At 71.7% G+C, this 13463-nt stretch carries 13 protein-coding genes; 5 read left to right on the top strand and 8 right to left on the bottom strand.

What is annotated here, in order from left to right:
• From ABFX54_RS53800 to ABFX54_RS53785, 4 genes are all read left to right on the top strand, one after another.
• Positions 1 to 830 (top strand): hypothetical protein (locus ABFX54_RS53800; RefSeq protein ID WP_346115088.1); only part of this gene is annotated, 830 nt, incomplete at its 5' end.
• A gap of 403 nt (positions 831 to 1233) precedes the next feature.
• Positions 1234 to 1626, top strand: coding sequence for a hypothetical protein (locus tag ABFX54_RS53795; RefSeq protein WP_346115087.1), 393 nt, complete (start codon positions 1234 to 1236; stop codon positions 1624 to 1626).
• 1 nt (position 1627) lies between these two features.
• Positions 1628 to 3700: a DUF4132 domain-containing protein gene (locus ABFX54_RS53790; protein ID WP_346115086.1), complete on the top strand. Its 2073-nt coding sequence runs from the start codon at positions 1628 to 1630 to the stop codon at positions 3698 to 3700.
• Between the two features lie 35 nt (positions 3701 to 3735).
• Positions 3736 to 5046: a serine hydrolase domain-containing protein gene (locus ABFX54_RS53785; RefSeq protein ID WP_346115085.1), complete on the top strand. Its 1311-nt coding sequence runs from the start codon at positions 3736 to 3738 to the stop codon at positions 5044 to 5046.
• A gap of 20 nt (positions 5047 to 5066) precedes the next feature.
• Here the strand turns inward: ABFX54_RS53785 and ABFX54_RS53780 are convergent, their stop codons facing one another.
• The 6 genes from ABFX54_RS53780 to ABFX54_RS53755 all read right to left on the bottom strand — a co-directional run bounded on the left by ABFX54_RS53780 (position 5067) and on the right by ABFX54_RS53755 (position 10981).
• The gene (locus tag ABFX54_RS53780; protein ID WP_346115084.1) at positions 5067 to 6326 is read right to left on the bottom strand and encodes an RNA polymerase sigma factor; all 1260 of its coding nucleotides are present in this window, start codon (positions 6324 to 6326) and stop codon (positions 5067 to 5069) included.
• Positions 6327 to 6395: 69 nt separating this feature from the next.
• Entirely contained in the window at positions 6396 to 6773 is a 378-nt protein-coding gene (locus ABFX54_RS53775; RefSeq protein ID WP_346115083.1) for a YciI family protein, read from the bottom strand.
• Positions 6774 to 6790: 17 nt separating this feature from the next.
• Positions 6791 to 7207 (bottom strand): dihydrofolate reductase family protein, encoded by a 417-nt coding sequence (locus ABFX54_RS53770; protein ID WP_346115082.1) that lies wholly within the window; start codon positions 7205 to 7207, stop codon positions 6791 to 6793.
• Between the two features lie 84 nt (positions 7208 to 7291).
• Positions 7292 to 8539, bottom strand: a complete 1248-nt coding sequence (locus ABFX54_RS53765) for an esterase/lipase family protein (protein ID WP_346115081.1) — start codon at positions 8537 to 8539, stop codon at positions 7292 to 7294.
• A 106-nt stretch (positions 8540 to 8645) separates the two neighbouring features.
• Positions 8646 to 8963, bottom strand: coding sequence for a hypothetical protein (locus tag ABFX54_RS53760; RefSeq protein WP_346115080.1), 318 nt, complete (start codon positions 8961 to 8963; stop codon positions 8646 to 8648).
• A 410-nt stretch (positions 8964 to 9373) separates the two neighbouring features.
• A complete protein-coding gene (locus ABFX54_RS53755; protein WP_346115079.1) occupies positions 9374 to 10981 on the bottom strand; it encodes a WD40 repeat domain-containing protein in 1608 nt (535 codons plus the stop codon).
• A 79-nt stretch (positions 10982 to 11060) separates the two neighbouring features.
• Here ABFX54_RS53755 and ABFX54_RS53750 point away from each other — a divergent pair, with 79 nt between their 5' ends.
• Positions 11061 to 12005 (top strand): acyltransferase domain-containing protein, encoded by a 945-nt coding sequence (locus ABFX54_RS53750; protein ID WP_346115078.1) that lies wholly within the window; start codon positions 11061 to 11063, stop codon positions 12003 to 12005.
• Between the two features lie 4 nt (positions 12006 to 12009).
• Here the strand turns inward: ABFX54_RS53750 and ABFX54_RS53745 are convergent, their stop codons facing one another.
• Complete coding sequence (locus tag ABFX54_RS53745; RefSeq protein WP_346115077.1) at positions 12010 to 13131, bottom strand: DUF418 domain-containing protein; 1122 nt, start codon at positions 13129 to 13131, stop codon at positions 12010 to 12012.
• Positions 13132 to 13209: 78 nt separating this feature from the next.
• Positions 13210 to 13463, bottom strand: a 254-nt coding sequence (locus ABFX54_RS53740; protein WP_346115076.1) for a hypothetical protein, incomplete at its 5' end; no start/stop codon positions are given.

Here is a 13463-nt window from a genome sequence, read left to right as displayed (position 1 = left end):
GTCCTACGCCTCTCCGAGCGTTACCGGCGGGCCGTCAGCGGCCGGTAAGGGGGCGCAGCGAGGTGCCCCGGCGGCGGCGGGTGCTCGGCGGCCTGCTGGGCGCCCTGGCCGGGCTGCCCGTCGGGGTGCTCGGTGGCCTGGCCGGGCTCATGCTGACCGGCGGCAGGATCTTCGGGCCCGTCTTCGCCGTCGCCGCGGGCGGCACCGGCGGGCTGGTGCTCGGGGCGGTCATCGGGCTGACGGCGGCCGGGCGAAGGGGCGCGGAGCGGATGACCGTCTCCGAGGTGGTTCGCGCGGAGCCGTTCACGCTGCTCGGCTTCGGGTTGTGCGGCGCGCTCACCGGGCTCGCGCCGCTGCGCCTGGCCCACGCGGGCCCGCTGCCGCTGGCGGCGGGGGTCGCCGGCTCCTTCGTCCTCGCCTTCGCGCTGGGGGTCGTCTTCAAGATCGCCACCGGCGGCTGGAGCCGGGACGCCGAGCTGGCCCACCCGCGCGAGGCCCTGCACCGCAACCCACTGATCGGCCTCGCCTTCGGCCTGACCGGCGGGGTGGCCGCGTTCCTGGTGTTCATCATGAACACCGGTGTGGTGGAGTCGCTGGTGTGCGCGCTGGTCGGCGGGGTGACGTTCGGGCTGGCCTTCGGCGCGGTCGCGTGGGCCCGCACGATGATCGGTCTGGCCGTGGCGGCCGTGCGGCGGCTGCTGCCGCTGCGGTTGTGGGCCTTCCTGGACTGGGCCTGCGAGGCCCGGCTGCTGCGGGTCAGCGGCGCGACGTACCAGTTCCGGCACCGCGAGCTGCAGGACTTCCTGACACCGCCCGACGGCGGCGGATGAGCTCACCCCTTCAGGAGCCTGACCTCGTACGGGTCGACGACGAATTAGCCGTCATGGGCGGTGCACTCGCCGGGCGGCTCGGTGAACGTGGAGATCCTGGGGATGGGCGGCTTCAGAACGGGTGGGAAGTTCGAGCCGCCCGCCTCGATCAACGTACCCTCGAAAACCCGCCCGGCCTGGGGCATCTCGACGCCCCGCCGGCCGTCGCCGGCCCGGACCGGCTTCGTGCCCTCGGGCCACAGCGGAACCAGCGTCCTGTCCTGCCTGCGGATAGTCGACTCACGGGGACGACCCCCTTCCGGCGGGAGTTGGCCGGACCGTACCGCAAGATCTGTCGTTCGCCGCTGCTATAGATGAGGCCGGCAGCTGATCTCCACTGATCTCGACGACAGAAGGATGGCCGATGGCATCGGTGACGTTTCGCGACGAGTCCGCGACCGGGCGGGCGTTGGAGGAGTTCTCCGTGCCCGGCCTGCCGCAGTGGATCTCGGCCAGGGAGCTGGTGCGGCTGCGCGTGCGCGAGGAGGTGGCCCGGCACAACGCCGCCCCCAAGGCGCTCTTCCGTGGGCTGGTCAAGCCGACCGACGCCGAGGTCGAGCTGAACGGCTACCGGTTACGCACCGCGCGACGGCTCGACTGGGAGAAGCAGGCCGACGCCGCCGAGGCCGCGTTCGCCCGCAACGGGTTCCTGCTGCTGGTCGGCGACCGGCAGATCGAGGACCTGGACATGCGGATCGACCTGGCCGCCGACCCCGTCGTGTCGTTCGTCAAGCTCGTCCCGCTGGTCGGTGGCTGACGTGAGCGTGCTGTCCCCTCTCGCGCAGCGCCTGCTCCACCTGATCTCCGCCACCGCGAGCGATCCCACGTACTGGCCGGAGGTCTCCCGCCTGAGCGCCGGCTTCGCCGGGCTGGGCAGCGGAGCGACCGTGGCCACCGCCCCGCACGCGCTCGACGGGCCGGCCAGGGAGCGGCTGGTCGAGCCGGCTCGCGAAGTGGCCGGATTCCTGCTGGACGAGGACAGAAGACACGCGTACGGCCGGTACCCCGTGCTGGTGGCGGCCGGGCTGGCGGGCCTGGACGCCGACGTGCGCGCCGTCCTGGCCGAGGGGCTCGGGCCGATCGCGGTCACCGAGATGGACCTGCTGCTCGGCTGGGACGTGGAGCTCCGGGCGCTGTTCTGTGAGGCGGAACGTTTCGCCGAGCCGGTGCCCGACCCGGCCGAGTGGCTCGCCGGGCTGCCCGGATACGTGGGCTTCGCCCGTACCGTGCTGGAGATGGCACGCGACCGCGTCGCGGCGATTCATGCGGGCGAGATCCCGTACCGGGCGGAGAAGGCGTTCGACTACAGCGAGAAGCGGGTGCTCGGCAGGGCGGTGCGGGTGGCGCTCCTCCGCGACGAGACCTGGCTGCCCGAGCTGCTGGACGAGCTCGTACGCGGCATCGCGGTGGCCCCCACCCCGGCCAAGACGCTGCCCTCGCAGGGGCTGCTGTTCGAGATCGCCCGCGCGGCGGAGCAGTTTCCGACGCCCGAGGCGATCTCCGCGCTGCGCACCGCCCGCCGCATCACCCGGCACAGCGGGGTGCCGATGCAGCTCGACCGTACGTTCAAGCGCATGGAGCCGGCCCTGGCCGGGCGGCTGGAGGTGGCGTTCCGGATCCCCGACGGGCGCGTGCGCCAGGAGCTCGGCGAGCACACGGCGGTGATCTCGATCGACGACGGGGTCGAGCTGTCGTGGCGGCACGGCGACAAGAAGCTCAAATCGGTCCCGGCGGCGGTCCGGCGGGAGTACCCCGACGAGGTCAAGCGGCTGCGCGAGCTGGCCAAGCTGACCCAGCAGCAGCAGGTGACCCTGGGCCGGGCGCTGGAGGCCGGCTACACCGGCGGCACGGCGGCCCCGTACCGGCGGCTCGAAGGCCATCCGGTCGCCGAGCGGCTGATCTGGGAGTTCGAGGTCTCCCCCGGCGTGTGGCGCGCCGAGCTGGGGCTGAACGTGCCCGACCTGCCGGTGCGGCTGTGGCATCCGGCCCGCGCGTCCGTGGAGGAGGTGCGCGGCTGGCGGGAGCTGGTGCAGGGCAAGGAGCTGCGGCAGCCGTTCAAGCAGGCCTTCCGCGAGATCTACCTGCTCACCCCCGCGGAGGAGGTGGCCGGCGAGTGGTCCAGCCGCTTCGAGGGGCACGTGGTGCACTATCGGCGGCTGCGGGCGCTGTTCAAGGACCGGGGCTGGCAGTCCAGGTTCCAGGGCCATTGGGAGGACGACTCCGAGGCGCACCGCGTCATGGCGGGCGGCGGGTGGCGGGCGTCGCTGGAGCACTACCTGAACGACGGCGACCACGCCGAGATCGGCCGCGCCCGCTTCCAGCGGCTGATCGGCGGGGTCTGGCATGGCGCGCCGCTGACGGAGGTGCCTTCCCTGGTGTTCAGCGAGGCCATGCGCGACATCGACCTGTTCGTGGCCGTCGCCTCGATCGCGACCGACCCGGAGTGGATCGGCCAGGGGTCGGACCGGCTGCGCGACTACTGGCAGCGCGGCCCGTTCGCGCCGCTGCCGCCCTCCGGGGAGGTGCGCAGGGACGCGCTGTCCCGCCTGATCGGCCGCACGGCCATCGCCGACCGGTGCACCCTGACCGATCGGTATCTGGTGGTACGGGGGGATCTGCGCACGTACAAGATCCACCTGGGGTCGGCGAACATCCTGATGGAGCCCAACGACGCCTACCTGTGCATCGTCTCCGCCCGCGGCCCCCAGGCGGGGCTGTTCCTGCCGTTCGAGGAGGACGGGCGGCTGGCGCTCATCCTCAGCAAGGCGTTCCTGCTGGCCAACGACACCACCATCACCGACCCCTCCATCACCCGCCAGCTCCAGAAGTGATCACCCGGACGGAGCGGGCTCGTTAGCCTGGTGCGATGGGATGGGATCTGGGGGAGCTTGTCACCAGGTACGACGTACCGGGCGCGCAGGTCGCCGTGCTGGCCGGCGGGGAGATCCACGACGAGGCCGCGGGTGTGCTGAGTTTGCACACCCGGGTCGAGGCCACGACCGACTCGGTGTTCAAGATCGGCTCGATCACCAAGATCTGGACGGCCACGCTGATCCAGCAACTGGCCGACGACGGCTTGCTGGATCTCGACCGTCCCGTTCGCGACCACCTGCCCGGCTTCCGGCTGAGCGATCCGGCCGCCACCGCGTCACTGACCGCCCGTCACCTGCTCACCCACACCGACGGTGTCGACGGCAACCACTTCACCGACACCGGCCGCAACGACGACGCGATCGAGAGGTTCGTCGCCACCCTCGCCGAGGAAGAGCATCTCCTCCCGCCTGACACCGTCTTCTCCTACTCCAACAGCGGGTACGTGATCCTCGGCCGGCTGGTGGAGGTGTTACGCGGCAAACCCTTCCACGACGTGCTCCGCGAACGTCTGGTGACACCGCTGGGCCTGCGCACCGCCGCCCTCGACACCTACGAGGCGATCCTGCACCGCGCCGCCGTCGGCCACGTCCACACCCGCCAACAGGTCGTGCCCACCAAGACGTGGGCGGTCTCCTCCTACTCCGCCCCCAGCGGCTCCCATTTCGCGATCAGCGCACGCGACCTGCTGGAGTTCGTCCGCCTGCACCTCACCGACCCCGCGCTGGCCGCACTGCGCGCACCCCAGGTCGAAGCCGTTCCGGACTTCGGCGGGGGCGTCATCGGCTGGGGGCTCGGCTGGATGCGCTACCGGGACGGCGTCGTCGGTCACACTGGCGTCTCCAAAGGGCAGAAGGCATTCCTTCGCGTCGTCCCGTCGGCGGGGGTGGCGGTGGCCGTACTGACCAACAGCACGGGCGGCGAGCCGCTGGCGTACGAGATCTTCGACGCGGTGCTCAAGGACCTCGCCGGCGTCGAGACCGCGCCACAGCCCGTGCCGCCCTTGAACCCGATCGGGATCGACACGGACCGGATGTGCGGCACCTACCGCTCCACGCTGTACGACTTCACCCTCACCTGCGAGCAAGACCGCGCGTTGCTCGTCTATCGCCCACGCAACGGCATCGCCGAATCCTTGCTCGGCGGGCCCGAGAAGCGGGTCGAGGTCGTCCGGCTCAACGACAGCTCGATCATCGCCACCGAGCCGAGACCCGCGGGCCACCAGGTCTTCTCTCTGGTCGGCTCCGATGGACACGGCCGCGCCCGGTTCCTGCACAACGGCGCCGCCGCCTACCGGATCTCCTGAACGGCCGAAGGTCGCTGCGGTCATGTCAGTCCGGTCTGGGCATCCGGCTGGGCGCGATCTTCGAGGAAGGCTCGGGTGGCTGGGTCCGGGGTGAGGGTGGATGCTCGGGTGTAGGACGCGGCTGCTTCCCGGTGGTGGCCGAGGCGGGTGAGGAGGTCGGCGCGGGCCGCGTGGTAGGGCTGGAAACGTTCGCGTTCGACGGGCAAGGAATCCAGGAGTGACAGGCCCGTTTCTGGTGAGTGGGTGCGGCCGATGACGACGGCGTGGGCCACTCGGCTGCCCAGGCTGGGTGCGATCGCCACCAGGGCGGTGTAGAGGGTGCACAGGGCATCGTCGTCGGTGGTGCCGGTGCGGGCGCGGTCGCAGTGGACGGACTGGATGGCGGCCTCCAGTTGGAAGCGGCCGGGTGCCTGGCCGGGGCGGGTGGCTCTGCGGAGGTAGGACTCTCCCTCGGCGATGAGGTGGTGGTCCCATTTGTCGGGGTTCTGGTCGTGGAGTGGGAGGTAGTGGTCGCCGGGGGGTGTGGCGCGGGCCGAGGCCAGGGTGAGCAGGGCGGCCAGGGCCCAGGCTTCGGATTCGTCGCCTAGCAGGGTCGCGGTTGTGACGGCCAGGTATCGGGCCTCGCCGGCCAGCGAGGACGCTTCGCCTCGGTCGGGGAAGGCCAGTGCGTAGCAGCCGTACACCGCCTCAAGGACGGGCGGCAGGCGCTCGGGCATCGCCTGGCGGCCGGGGACGACGAAGGGGATCTTGGCGTCCCTGATTCGGCGCTTGGCTCGTACCAGGCGTTGCGACATCGCGCCGGCGGGCGTGGCGAAGGCGCGTGCGATCTGGGCGGAGTCGAAGCCGAGGACCGCCTGCAACATCAGCGGGGTGCGGATGTCGGCGGCGATGGCCGGGTGGGCGCAGACGAACAGCAGGGCCAGGCGGCGGTCCGGGATCCGGTCCGCGTCCAGGTCCAGGTCCGGGTTGAGGCCCGGGTTGAGGTCCGGGTCGGTCGATGGCTGGACGGTTGCTGCCTCCAGGGGCTGGGTGCGGCGGTGGGCGGCGGATTTCCACAGGTCCCGCTGCCGGTTGCGGGCGACCGTCAGCAGCCAGCCGTCGGGATTGTCCGGTACGCCGTCGCGTGGCCACGTGGTCAGGGCCTGTTCGAAGGCGTGTGCCAGGGTGTCCTCGGCCAGTTCGACGTCACCGGTCGGTGCGGCCAGCAGGGCGAGCAGGCGGCCGTACGATGTCCGGGCCGCGCGCTCGGCGGCATACGCGGCGATCTCCTCACCGGTCATGTCGGCTCATCGGTCATTCCGTCTTGCCGATCAGGGTGGCGCCGTCCGAGGCGTGGCCGTTCCCGTACGTCATGACGACGGGACCCACGTGCCGGACTCGATGTGGACGGCGCCGGGGCGGATCTCGACGGTGCCCCACGACAGCGGCGGGGCCTGGCGGGCCCACTCAAGGGCGGCGTCCAGGTCCGGGACGTCGATGACGATCACGCCCCCGAGCTGCTCCTTCGTGTCGGCGAACGGGCCGTCCTGGATCCGCGGCTCCCCGTCCACCAGCGTGAGCGTGGTCGAGTTGGACGACGGCTGCAGCACCTGGCCGCTCACCAGGATCTCGGCCTGCTCCAGCGTGGCGGCGTAGGCGGCCATCGCCCGCATGCCCTCGGCGACCGCCTCGGCCCCGATCGACTCCTCGGTCGCCTCTCCGTAATGGAACAGCAGCATGTAACGCATGTCCGTATCCTTCCTCGTCAGTTGGCCCGGTAGCGGGCGATCAGCACGCCGGTCGTGGTGGTGACCGGCTCCTGGAGCGTCAGGTCCGTACGTTCTCCCGCGCCGAACAGCCGCGTGCCCGAGCCGAGCATGATCGGGTGGACGAGCAGGACGTACTCCTCGACCAGGCCCGCCGCGTGCAGTGAGCGGACCAGCTCGCCGCTGCCGAGCACCCTGATGACGCCGTCCGTCCGGTCCTTGAGCTGTGCGACGGTGTCGGTCGCCTCCCCCGTCAGGAGGGTGGAGTTGGGGTGGGCGAGTGCGGTGCCGGGCCGGCGGGAGGTGACGTACTCGGGCGCGTTCACCAGTGTGTCGGTGAACGGGTTCGGGACGATCAGGTGACCCTGGATGACGCCGTCCAGGCTGAGGTTCGCCAGAACGCTGATCGTGCCCATCTTCTCTCCTCGTGATCGTGCCGGCCACGGGAGCGGCCGGCACAGTGATGACGAGGTCGGGACGGGCGAACAGACAGTGAGAGGTCAGCCGAGCCAGGTCGCGAGCTGGGACATGGCGCTGGAGGACCAGCCGAGCTTGAGGTGGTTGAGCGGGAGGGTCGCCGTGGCGGCGCGGTTGGTGATGCCGTCGGCGGCGGTGCAGCTCGCCACGAAGACGGCGCCGTCGGACGGGCCCGTGTGCTCGTTGTGCAGCAGGGCCATGTCCGGCATGTTGCCGCAGAGCTGGTAGACCGGCACGCTCGACGCCGTGCCCGCGTTGATGAGGGGCTGGACGAGGGAGCCCCGGTCGATGGCCCACTGGATGCCGCGACCGGCGGTGTAGAAGCCGGTGCCGCCGTAGTAGGTGGTGTACCAGTCCTGCTCGGCGGCGGGCAGCGGGTAGACGTCGTCCCAGCGGTAGAGCATGTCGTCGGAGCCGGGGTAGGCGTTGCCCTCGTAGCTCAGCTCGGGGTGGTTGCGCCACAGTGCGTAGCAGACCATCTGGGAGTGGGGCGCGGGCGCGTTCAGCGTGCCGCCGCATTCAGGAAATATCGCGAAATCGTGGGTCCAGCCGTGCCGGTAGCCCCAGTCGAACCCCTTGTTCGGCCCGCCGACGAGGATCAGCTTCCTGACGTCGCCCGCGTACGCCGTCCCCCAGGACTTGCGCAGCGACGAGACGTACATGCGCGCGTTGAACGCCCCCTTCGACCAGCCGATCACGTCCACCTGCGCGGCCCCGGTCTTCGCCCGGATCCTGGCGACGGCGTCGTGGATCTGCTCGGCCCAGTAGTGGCCGTCGCCCGTGATGTGCGGGAAGCCGATCGCGAAGACCTTGTAGCCCCGGCCGTTGAGGTACTGCATGAGCCCGGTGGTGGGGCAGCTGGCCTGGCCGCAGCCGTACGCGCCGCTCGCGTTGGGGTTGGCCCAGGCCAGGTCGGCGGTCTGGTTGGCGCCGTGCACGAGCAGCACGGGCGTGGTCTTGGTGCCCGTCTGCCAGCCCGGCGCGTGGTAGAGCAGGAAACGCGAGGAGTGCGGACGGGCGACGTCGCCGAACAGCCGCCTGGTCTGTCCCTTCTGGTCGCCTCGTCCGTCGGATGGGTAGGTCTCGGTCTGGAACCCGGTGGAATTGTCCTTGTAGCGCTCGACGAGCGCCCAGCCGTTCTCCAGGCCCGAGGTGTAGGTGGCCTCCAGCGTCACCGACCCCGTCGCGGTCGCCGCCGCGGGTGTCGTGACCAGCACACCGGCCGCTAACGCGAGGGCCGCGACCAGCTGTGTGAACGAACGCCGTCCCATCAGACCTCCCATGAAGCCGAAGTTGAGCCATGCTCACCCGGCCCCAGGAACCGGTCAATGTGAGCCGGACCCATAGCCCGGTGTCGGCCGGCGCCCCAAGCGATCCTCAGCGGCCGCTGAGCGCCTCCTCCGTGGTGCCGGTGATGGCGTACGCGCGTTCGGGGCGGACCGAGCCGGTGGCGACGTCGATGCCGTAAACCTGCACCCGGACCCGCTTGAACCCGATCTTCCGCACCATCCGCAGCGTGGCGTCGCCGGTCCAGACGAGCTCGACGGCTGTGTCGGCCTCCGTGAGCTTGTTCTCCGTGGAGTCCCGCCGCACCTTCCGGCCCGAGGCCGGCAGTGGGTACGTGGCGGTGATCAGCTCGCTCTCCAGGTCGTACAGGGCGATCTTGGGGGTGGGGCCGATGACGTAGACGGCCACGGTGTGCCCGTCGGCGTGCAGGGCGGCGGTGGTGGCGTTGTCGCCGATGAGCCGGGGTGGGCCCTGACGTAGGCCAGGCGGCGGCCGTCACCGCTGACCGCGACCGCGCCCGCCCACCGGCCCACCCGCTGAGCGCGTGGCGCCTGCCGTCGGTCGTCCGATACCACCACGGACCACACCATTCGGCGTTGCGCGCGTCCTTGGCGCAGTCGGAGACGGCGGCGTACCGGATCGGGGCGGCTGCCTCGGCGGCGGGAACGGCCGCGCGAGCGCCACCGGAAACGGCCGCGTGAGCGCCGTTGGGGGCGGCCGCGAGAGCCGAGCAGAGGGCGGGTGCCGCGCAGAGGATCTTCATACGGGCTCGGACCCCGCGTCGCCGCACAAGGTTGATCGCGGTCCGACAACGGCCCCTAACCGGCGCGAACGGTCAGGTCGCCCCAGTGGGCCGGCCAGGCGACGCGCCGGTCGATCGTCCAGGCGAGCAGGTGGGAGAGGTCGTCTTCCCGGCCGGGCGGGACGATCACGGTGCCGTCCTCGAAGGCGGCGGCCCAGGTGTCGGCATCCACGGCGAGTGTTGCTTCGGGTGTGGAGTCCTCGCCGTCCAGTTCGTCCGGGCGGGGTGCGTCGGGTTCGTGGTCGAAGGCGAAGTCTCCGATGATCTCTCCGGTCGCGGCGCGGACGAAACGCAGCGATTCCCCGCCCACCATCACGAGCACGTCGTCCGGCGTCCATTCGAGGCCGAAGAGCGGCAGCTGCTCGCCGGTCTCGCGATAGAGGCCGTCGATGACGCGCAGGCGTTCCGGCCGCCCGCCCAGCTCCCAGAGCTCGACGCGGCCCGCGTCGGCGACGAGTGCGGCGCGGCGGCCGTCAGGCGACCAGGCCCAGGGCAGCGGGTCCCAGCCGCGCGGATGGGCAGGGTGTACGCGGATGTCCAGGTCGTGCCGGCGTTCGCCGGTCGTCCCATCGAAGATCGTGACCCGGTCGGACGTGACGAAGGCGAGGCGGTCGTCCGGTCCCCAGCGTAGGAACTCGGCCTCGTCGGGGGTGGGATGCTCGGACAGCGTGCGGCCGGTGGCGGCGTCGGCGATGATCAGCTTGCCGTCACGCTGGTAGGCGAGCAGGCGCTCGCCGAGGCTCCATTCGGGCGGATCTCCGTTGTGGTCGGCTCCCGTCTCCAGGATCCAGTCAACCTTGCGTTCTTCGGCGTCGAGGCAGACGAGCCAGCCGTCGCGCAGCTCGCCGTGGATGCGGCGGCCGTCGCGCGACCAGTGGATGCGTCTGAGCAGGAGTTCGGGTTCCTCGCCCCAGTCGTCCTCGTAGCCGCCGGGCAGGGGGCCGGTGAACTCCAGCGGCTCTGGGCCGAGCTCCTCGCCGTCCGGCGGTCCCGACACCTCTCCCTGCTCCATCGACACGATGACCTGCCACATGAAGGGGGACCCGCCGCCGTAGACGAGCGCGCGCCTGCCGTCAGGCGCCAGCGCCATCCCGGCCGGTCTGCCGCCGCCGAAGAAGAACGCCTGGGCGATCGGCTCGCGGTCGGCGCCGAACGGGTCCCACACGCCGGTCGCGTTGGTGTTGAACTCCAGCGCGATGCGGGCGCCGTCCGCGGACCACTGCAGGCTGCGCGTGTAGTCGGGGAAGCCGACGCCGCCCGCGATGCCGTCGATGGCGTTGACACAGCGGCCGACGGGGACCTCGAAGACCTGCAGGACGCCGCCGTCGTCGTAGTCTTCTCCGGTGCCGCTGCCGATGGCGAGATAGCGGCCGCACGGGCTGAGCGCGTAACCGTTCACCTCGCCGTGGTGCACGTCGGGATGGCGCAGCACGGCGCCCGCCGCGCGGACGCGGGCGGTCGCGAAGCGGTGCGCCTCGGTGAGGCCGTGGGCGCGTTCGAGCTCGGCGAGGGCGTCACGCAGGGGCGCGGTGTCGCGCGCGGGATCGTAACGGGACCAGTCGGCGGCCCGCAGAACGGCGAGCGCGGCGGCGGGGCCGCCCGCCGGATCCAGGGAGTCGATCATGCCAGCCGACGATAACGGGGAGCTCCGACAATCGCGCGAGGTCGAGCGGTCAGTGCGGCGGACGAATAGGATCAACCGCGTGGATCTGCACGAAACCGCAGCCCGGCTCGGGGTGCCCGTCAAGGACGTCGAGCGGGTGCACCGGCTCGCCGGCGACCGGCCGTCGGCGCCGTTGCCCGCCAAGGCCGATGCGCCCGCGCTGCTCGACCGGCTCGCGGTGCTGCCGGACGACGCCGCCGAGGTCATGGAGGGCTGGCCCGATCCCGGCTCGCCGCTGTGGACGCCCGAGCTGCGCTGGCTGCTCGACCGTTCGATCGCGCTCGTCCGGGCCGACGTCGGCGGTCATGAGTGGCTGTCTCCAGGCCCGTCGCTGCCGCGTGAGCGGGGGCCCGCCTGGCGGCACCTCTACGTGTACGCGTACCTGGCCCTGGTCGACGTCGCCATGGGATACCACCGTGACCACGGCATCACCGAGGACGTGTCGTGGGCGAGCCTCGCGGATCTCGGCCGCAACCTCGCGGTCGACCGGCGCATGCGCCGCGAGGGCTGGCCGGTGATGCAGAGCTGGCTGACCCTGCACTCGCGCGGCACCATCTACGAGCTGGGCCGGCTGCAACACCAGCACAACGACGCGGCCATCGAGCTGCACATCCCCGAGTCGGGGCCGATGACGCCCGAGGCGGTGGACGCCTCGCTCGACGAGGCGCGCGCCTTCTTCCCGCGCCACTTCCCCGACGTGCGTTACACCGCGTTCTCCTGCGGCTCGTGGCTGCTCGATCCGCAGTTGCTGGAGTACCTGCCGGCGGACTCCAACATCGTCAGGTTCCAGCGCAGGTTCGAGCTGGAGCCGTACGAGGAGCAGGAGGGGCAGGAGGCCGACGTCGAGGTGCTGCGGTTCGTGTTCCGCACGCTGACCACGCCACTCGACGAGCTGCCGCGCCGTACGGTGCTCCAGCGTGCGATCGTCGATCACCTGAAGGCGGGCCGCCACTGGCGCATCCGCCGCGGCAACATCCCCCTATAGACGGTCATCGGTTCGTGAGGCGGCGCAGCAGGATCTCGGCGGGCCCGCGGTGGCCCGCCCGGCGCATCAGGTCGGCCAGCAGGACCGACGCGCCCCAGACCGCGACCGCGACGCCGAAGGTGGCGGGAAGGCTCAGGTCGCCGCTCAGGTCGAGCGTGAACGGGTAGAACAGCGCCACCCACACCACCGACTGGAAGAGGTAGAAGGTCAGCGACCGCTGCCCGAGCGCCGACAGCGCCAGCGTGACGGGCCCGCGGTCGCCGCCGATCCGGTACGCGACGAGCCCGACCAGCGCGGCCAGGCCGATGCCGCCGGCGTAGCCGGTCAGGTCGTGCGCGAAGGCGGCGAGCCAGACCACGGGGGCGGAGGTGACCGGCCAGGCCCCGGCCAGCATCAGCGCGGCGGGGATCCGGGCGCAGACGGCGACGCCCAGGCAGATCAGCGCGACGCGGCGGAGCAGCGGCAGGTGCCGCTCCGGCTCGTCGAGGATCCGGCGCCGGGCGGCCCAGAGGCCGGCCAGCATGCCCGGCACGACCATGATCGTGGACAGCGCGGTCTCGACCGGCCAGGTCGGGACGGCGGCGACCAGGTGCCGGGCCAGGGTCGGCTCCATGTACGCGGTCAGCGTGGGCGGCGTGCCGGCCGCCGTCGCGATCAGCGCGTTCGCGCTCTGCCAGGTCAGCAGCAGGGTCGCGGGGAGCAGGGTCGCGCCGGCCGTCCACAGCAGCACCGAGTCCTTGGCTCGGACGATCGGCGCGAGGGCGAGCAGCGTCAGCCCGTACACCGCGACGATGTCGATCGGCACCAGGACGACGGTGTTCGCGAACCCGATGACGGTCAGCCAGAAGCCCCTGCGTCGCAGCAGCCCCCTGAACGAGGTCCACTCGGTCTGCCGTCTGGCCAGTTGCCCCAGCCCGTAGCCGAACAGGAAGACGAACATCGCCCGCGCCTGGTTGTCCGCGACCAGCGACTTGACGAACTTGGCGGCGCCGTTCAGCCAGGCGGGCCCGGCGTCCCAGTCGGCGACGAGGGCCGGCGCGTGCGCCAGCGCGATGAGCAGCAGCATGAAGCCGCGGGCGAGATCCGGTGCCAGTGACCGGGTGGTCACGTTCATGGTGGCGGTCATGGGTGTCCTTCCAGGGAGGAGGCCACCCACGATGTCCGCGACACCTGACGGCGACCTGACAGACCGCCCGCGCGGCCGTCAGGTCAGGCGGCCCAGCGCCTCCTGCCTGGGCAGTTCCGCGCCGCGCCGGTAGGCCGCGCGGTACTCCCGCTCGCCGAGGCGCACGGTGAGGTCGGACACCAGCGCGCGCAGCTCCGGCTCACCCTGGTCGAACACGCCGCGAATGGCCTGGCTCGTCCCGAGGCGGGGCGCCGCGCCGGCCGGGTCGCCGTCCAGCAGGAGCAGCCGGGCCAACTGCTCGGCCGCCGAGGCCGGGTCCCGTGCGGCGAAAG

The organism is Nonomuraea maheshkhaliensis (genome assembly GCF_039529435.1).
In the GTDB taxonomy this organism is placed as follows: domain Bacteria; phylum Actinomycetota; class Actinomycetes; order Streptosporangiales; family Streptosporangiaceae; genus Nonomuraea; species Nonomuraea maheshkhaliensis.
The sequence above is the reverse complement of the archived record's forward strand: the minus strand, read 5'-3'. Positions and strand labels throughout refer to the sequence as shown.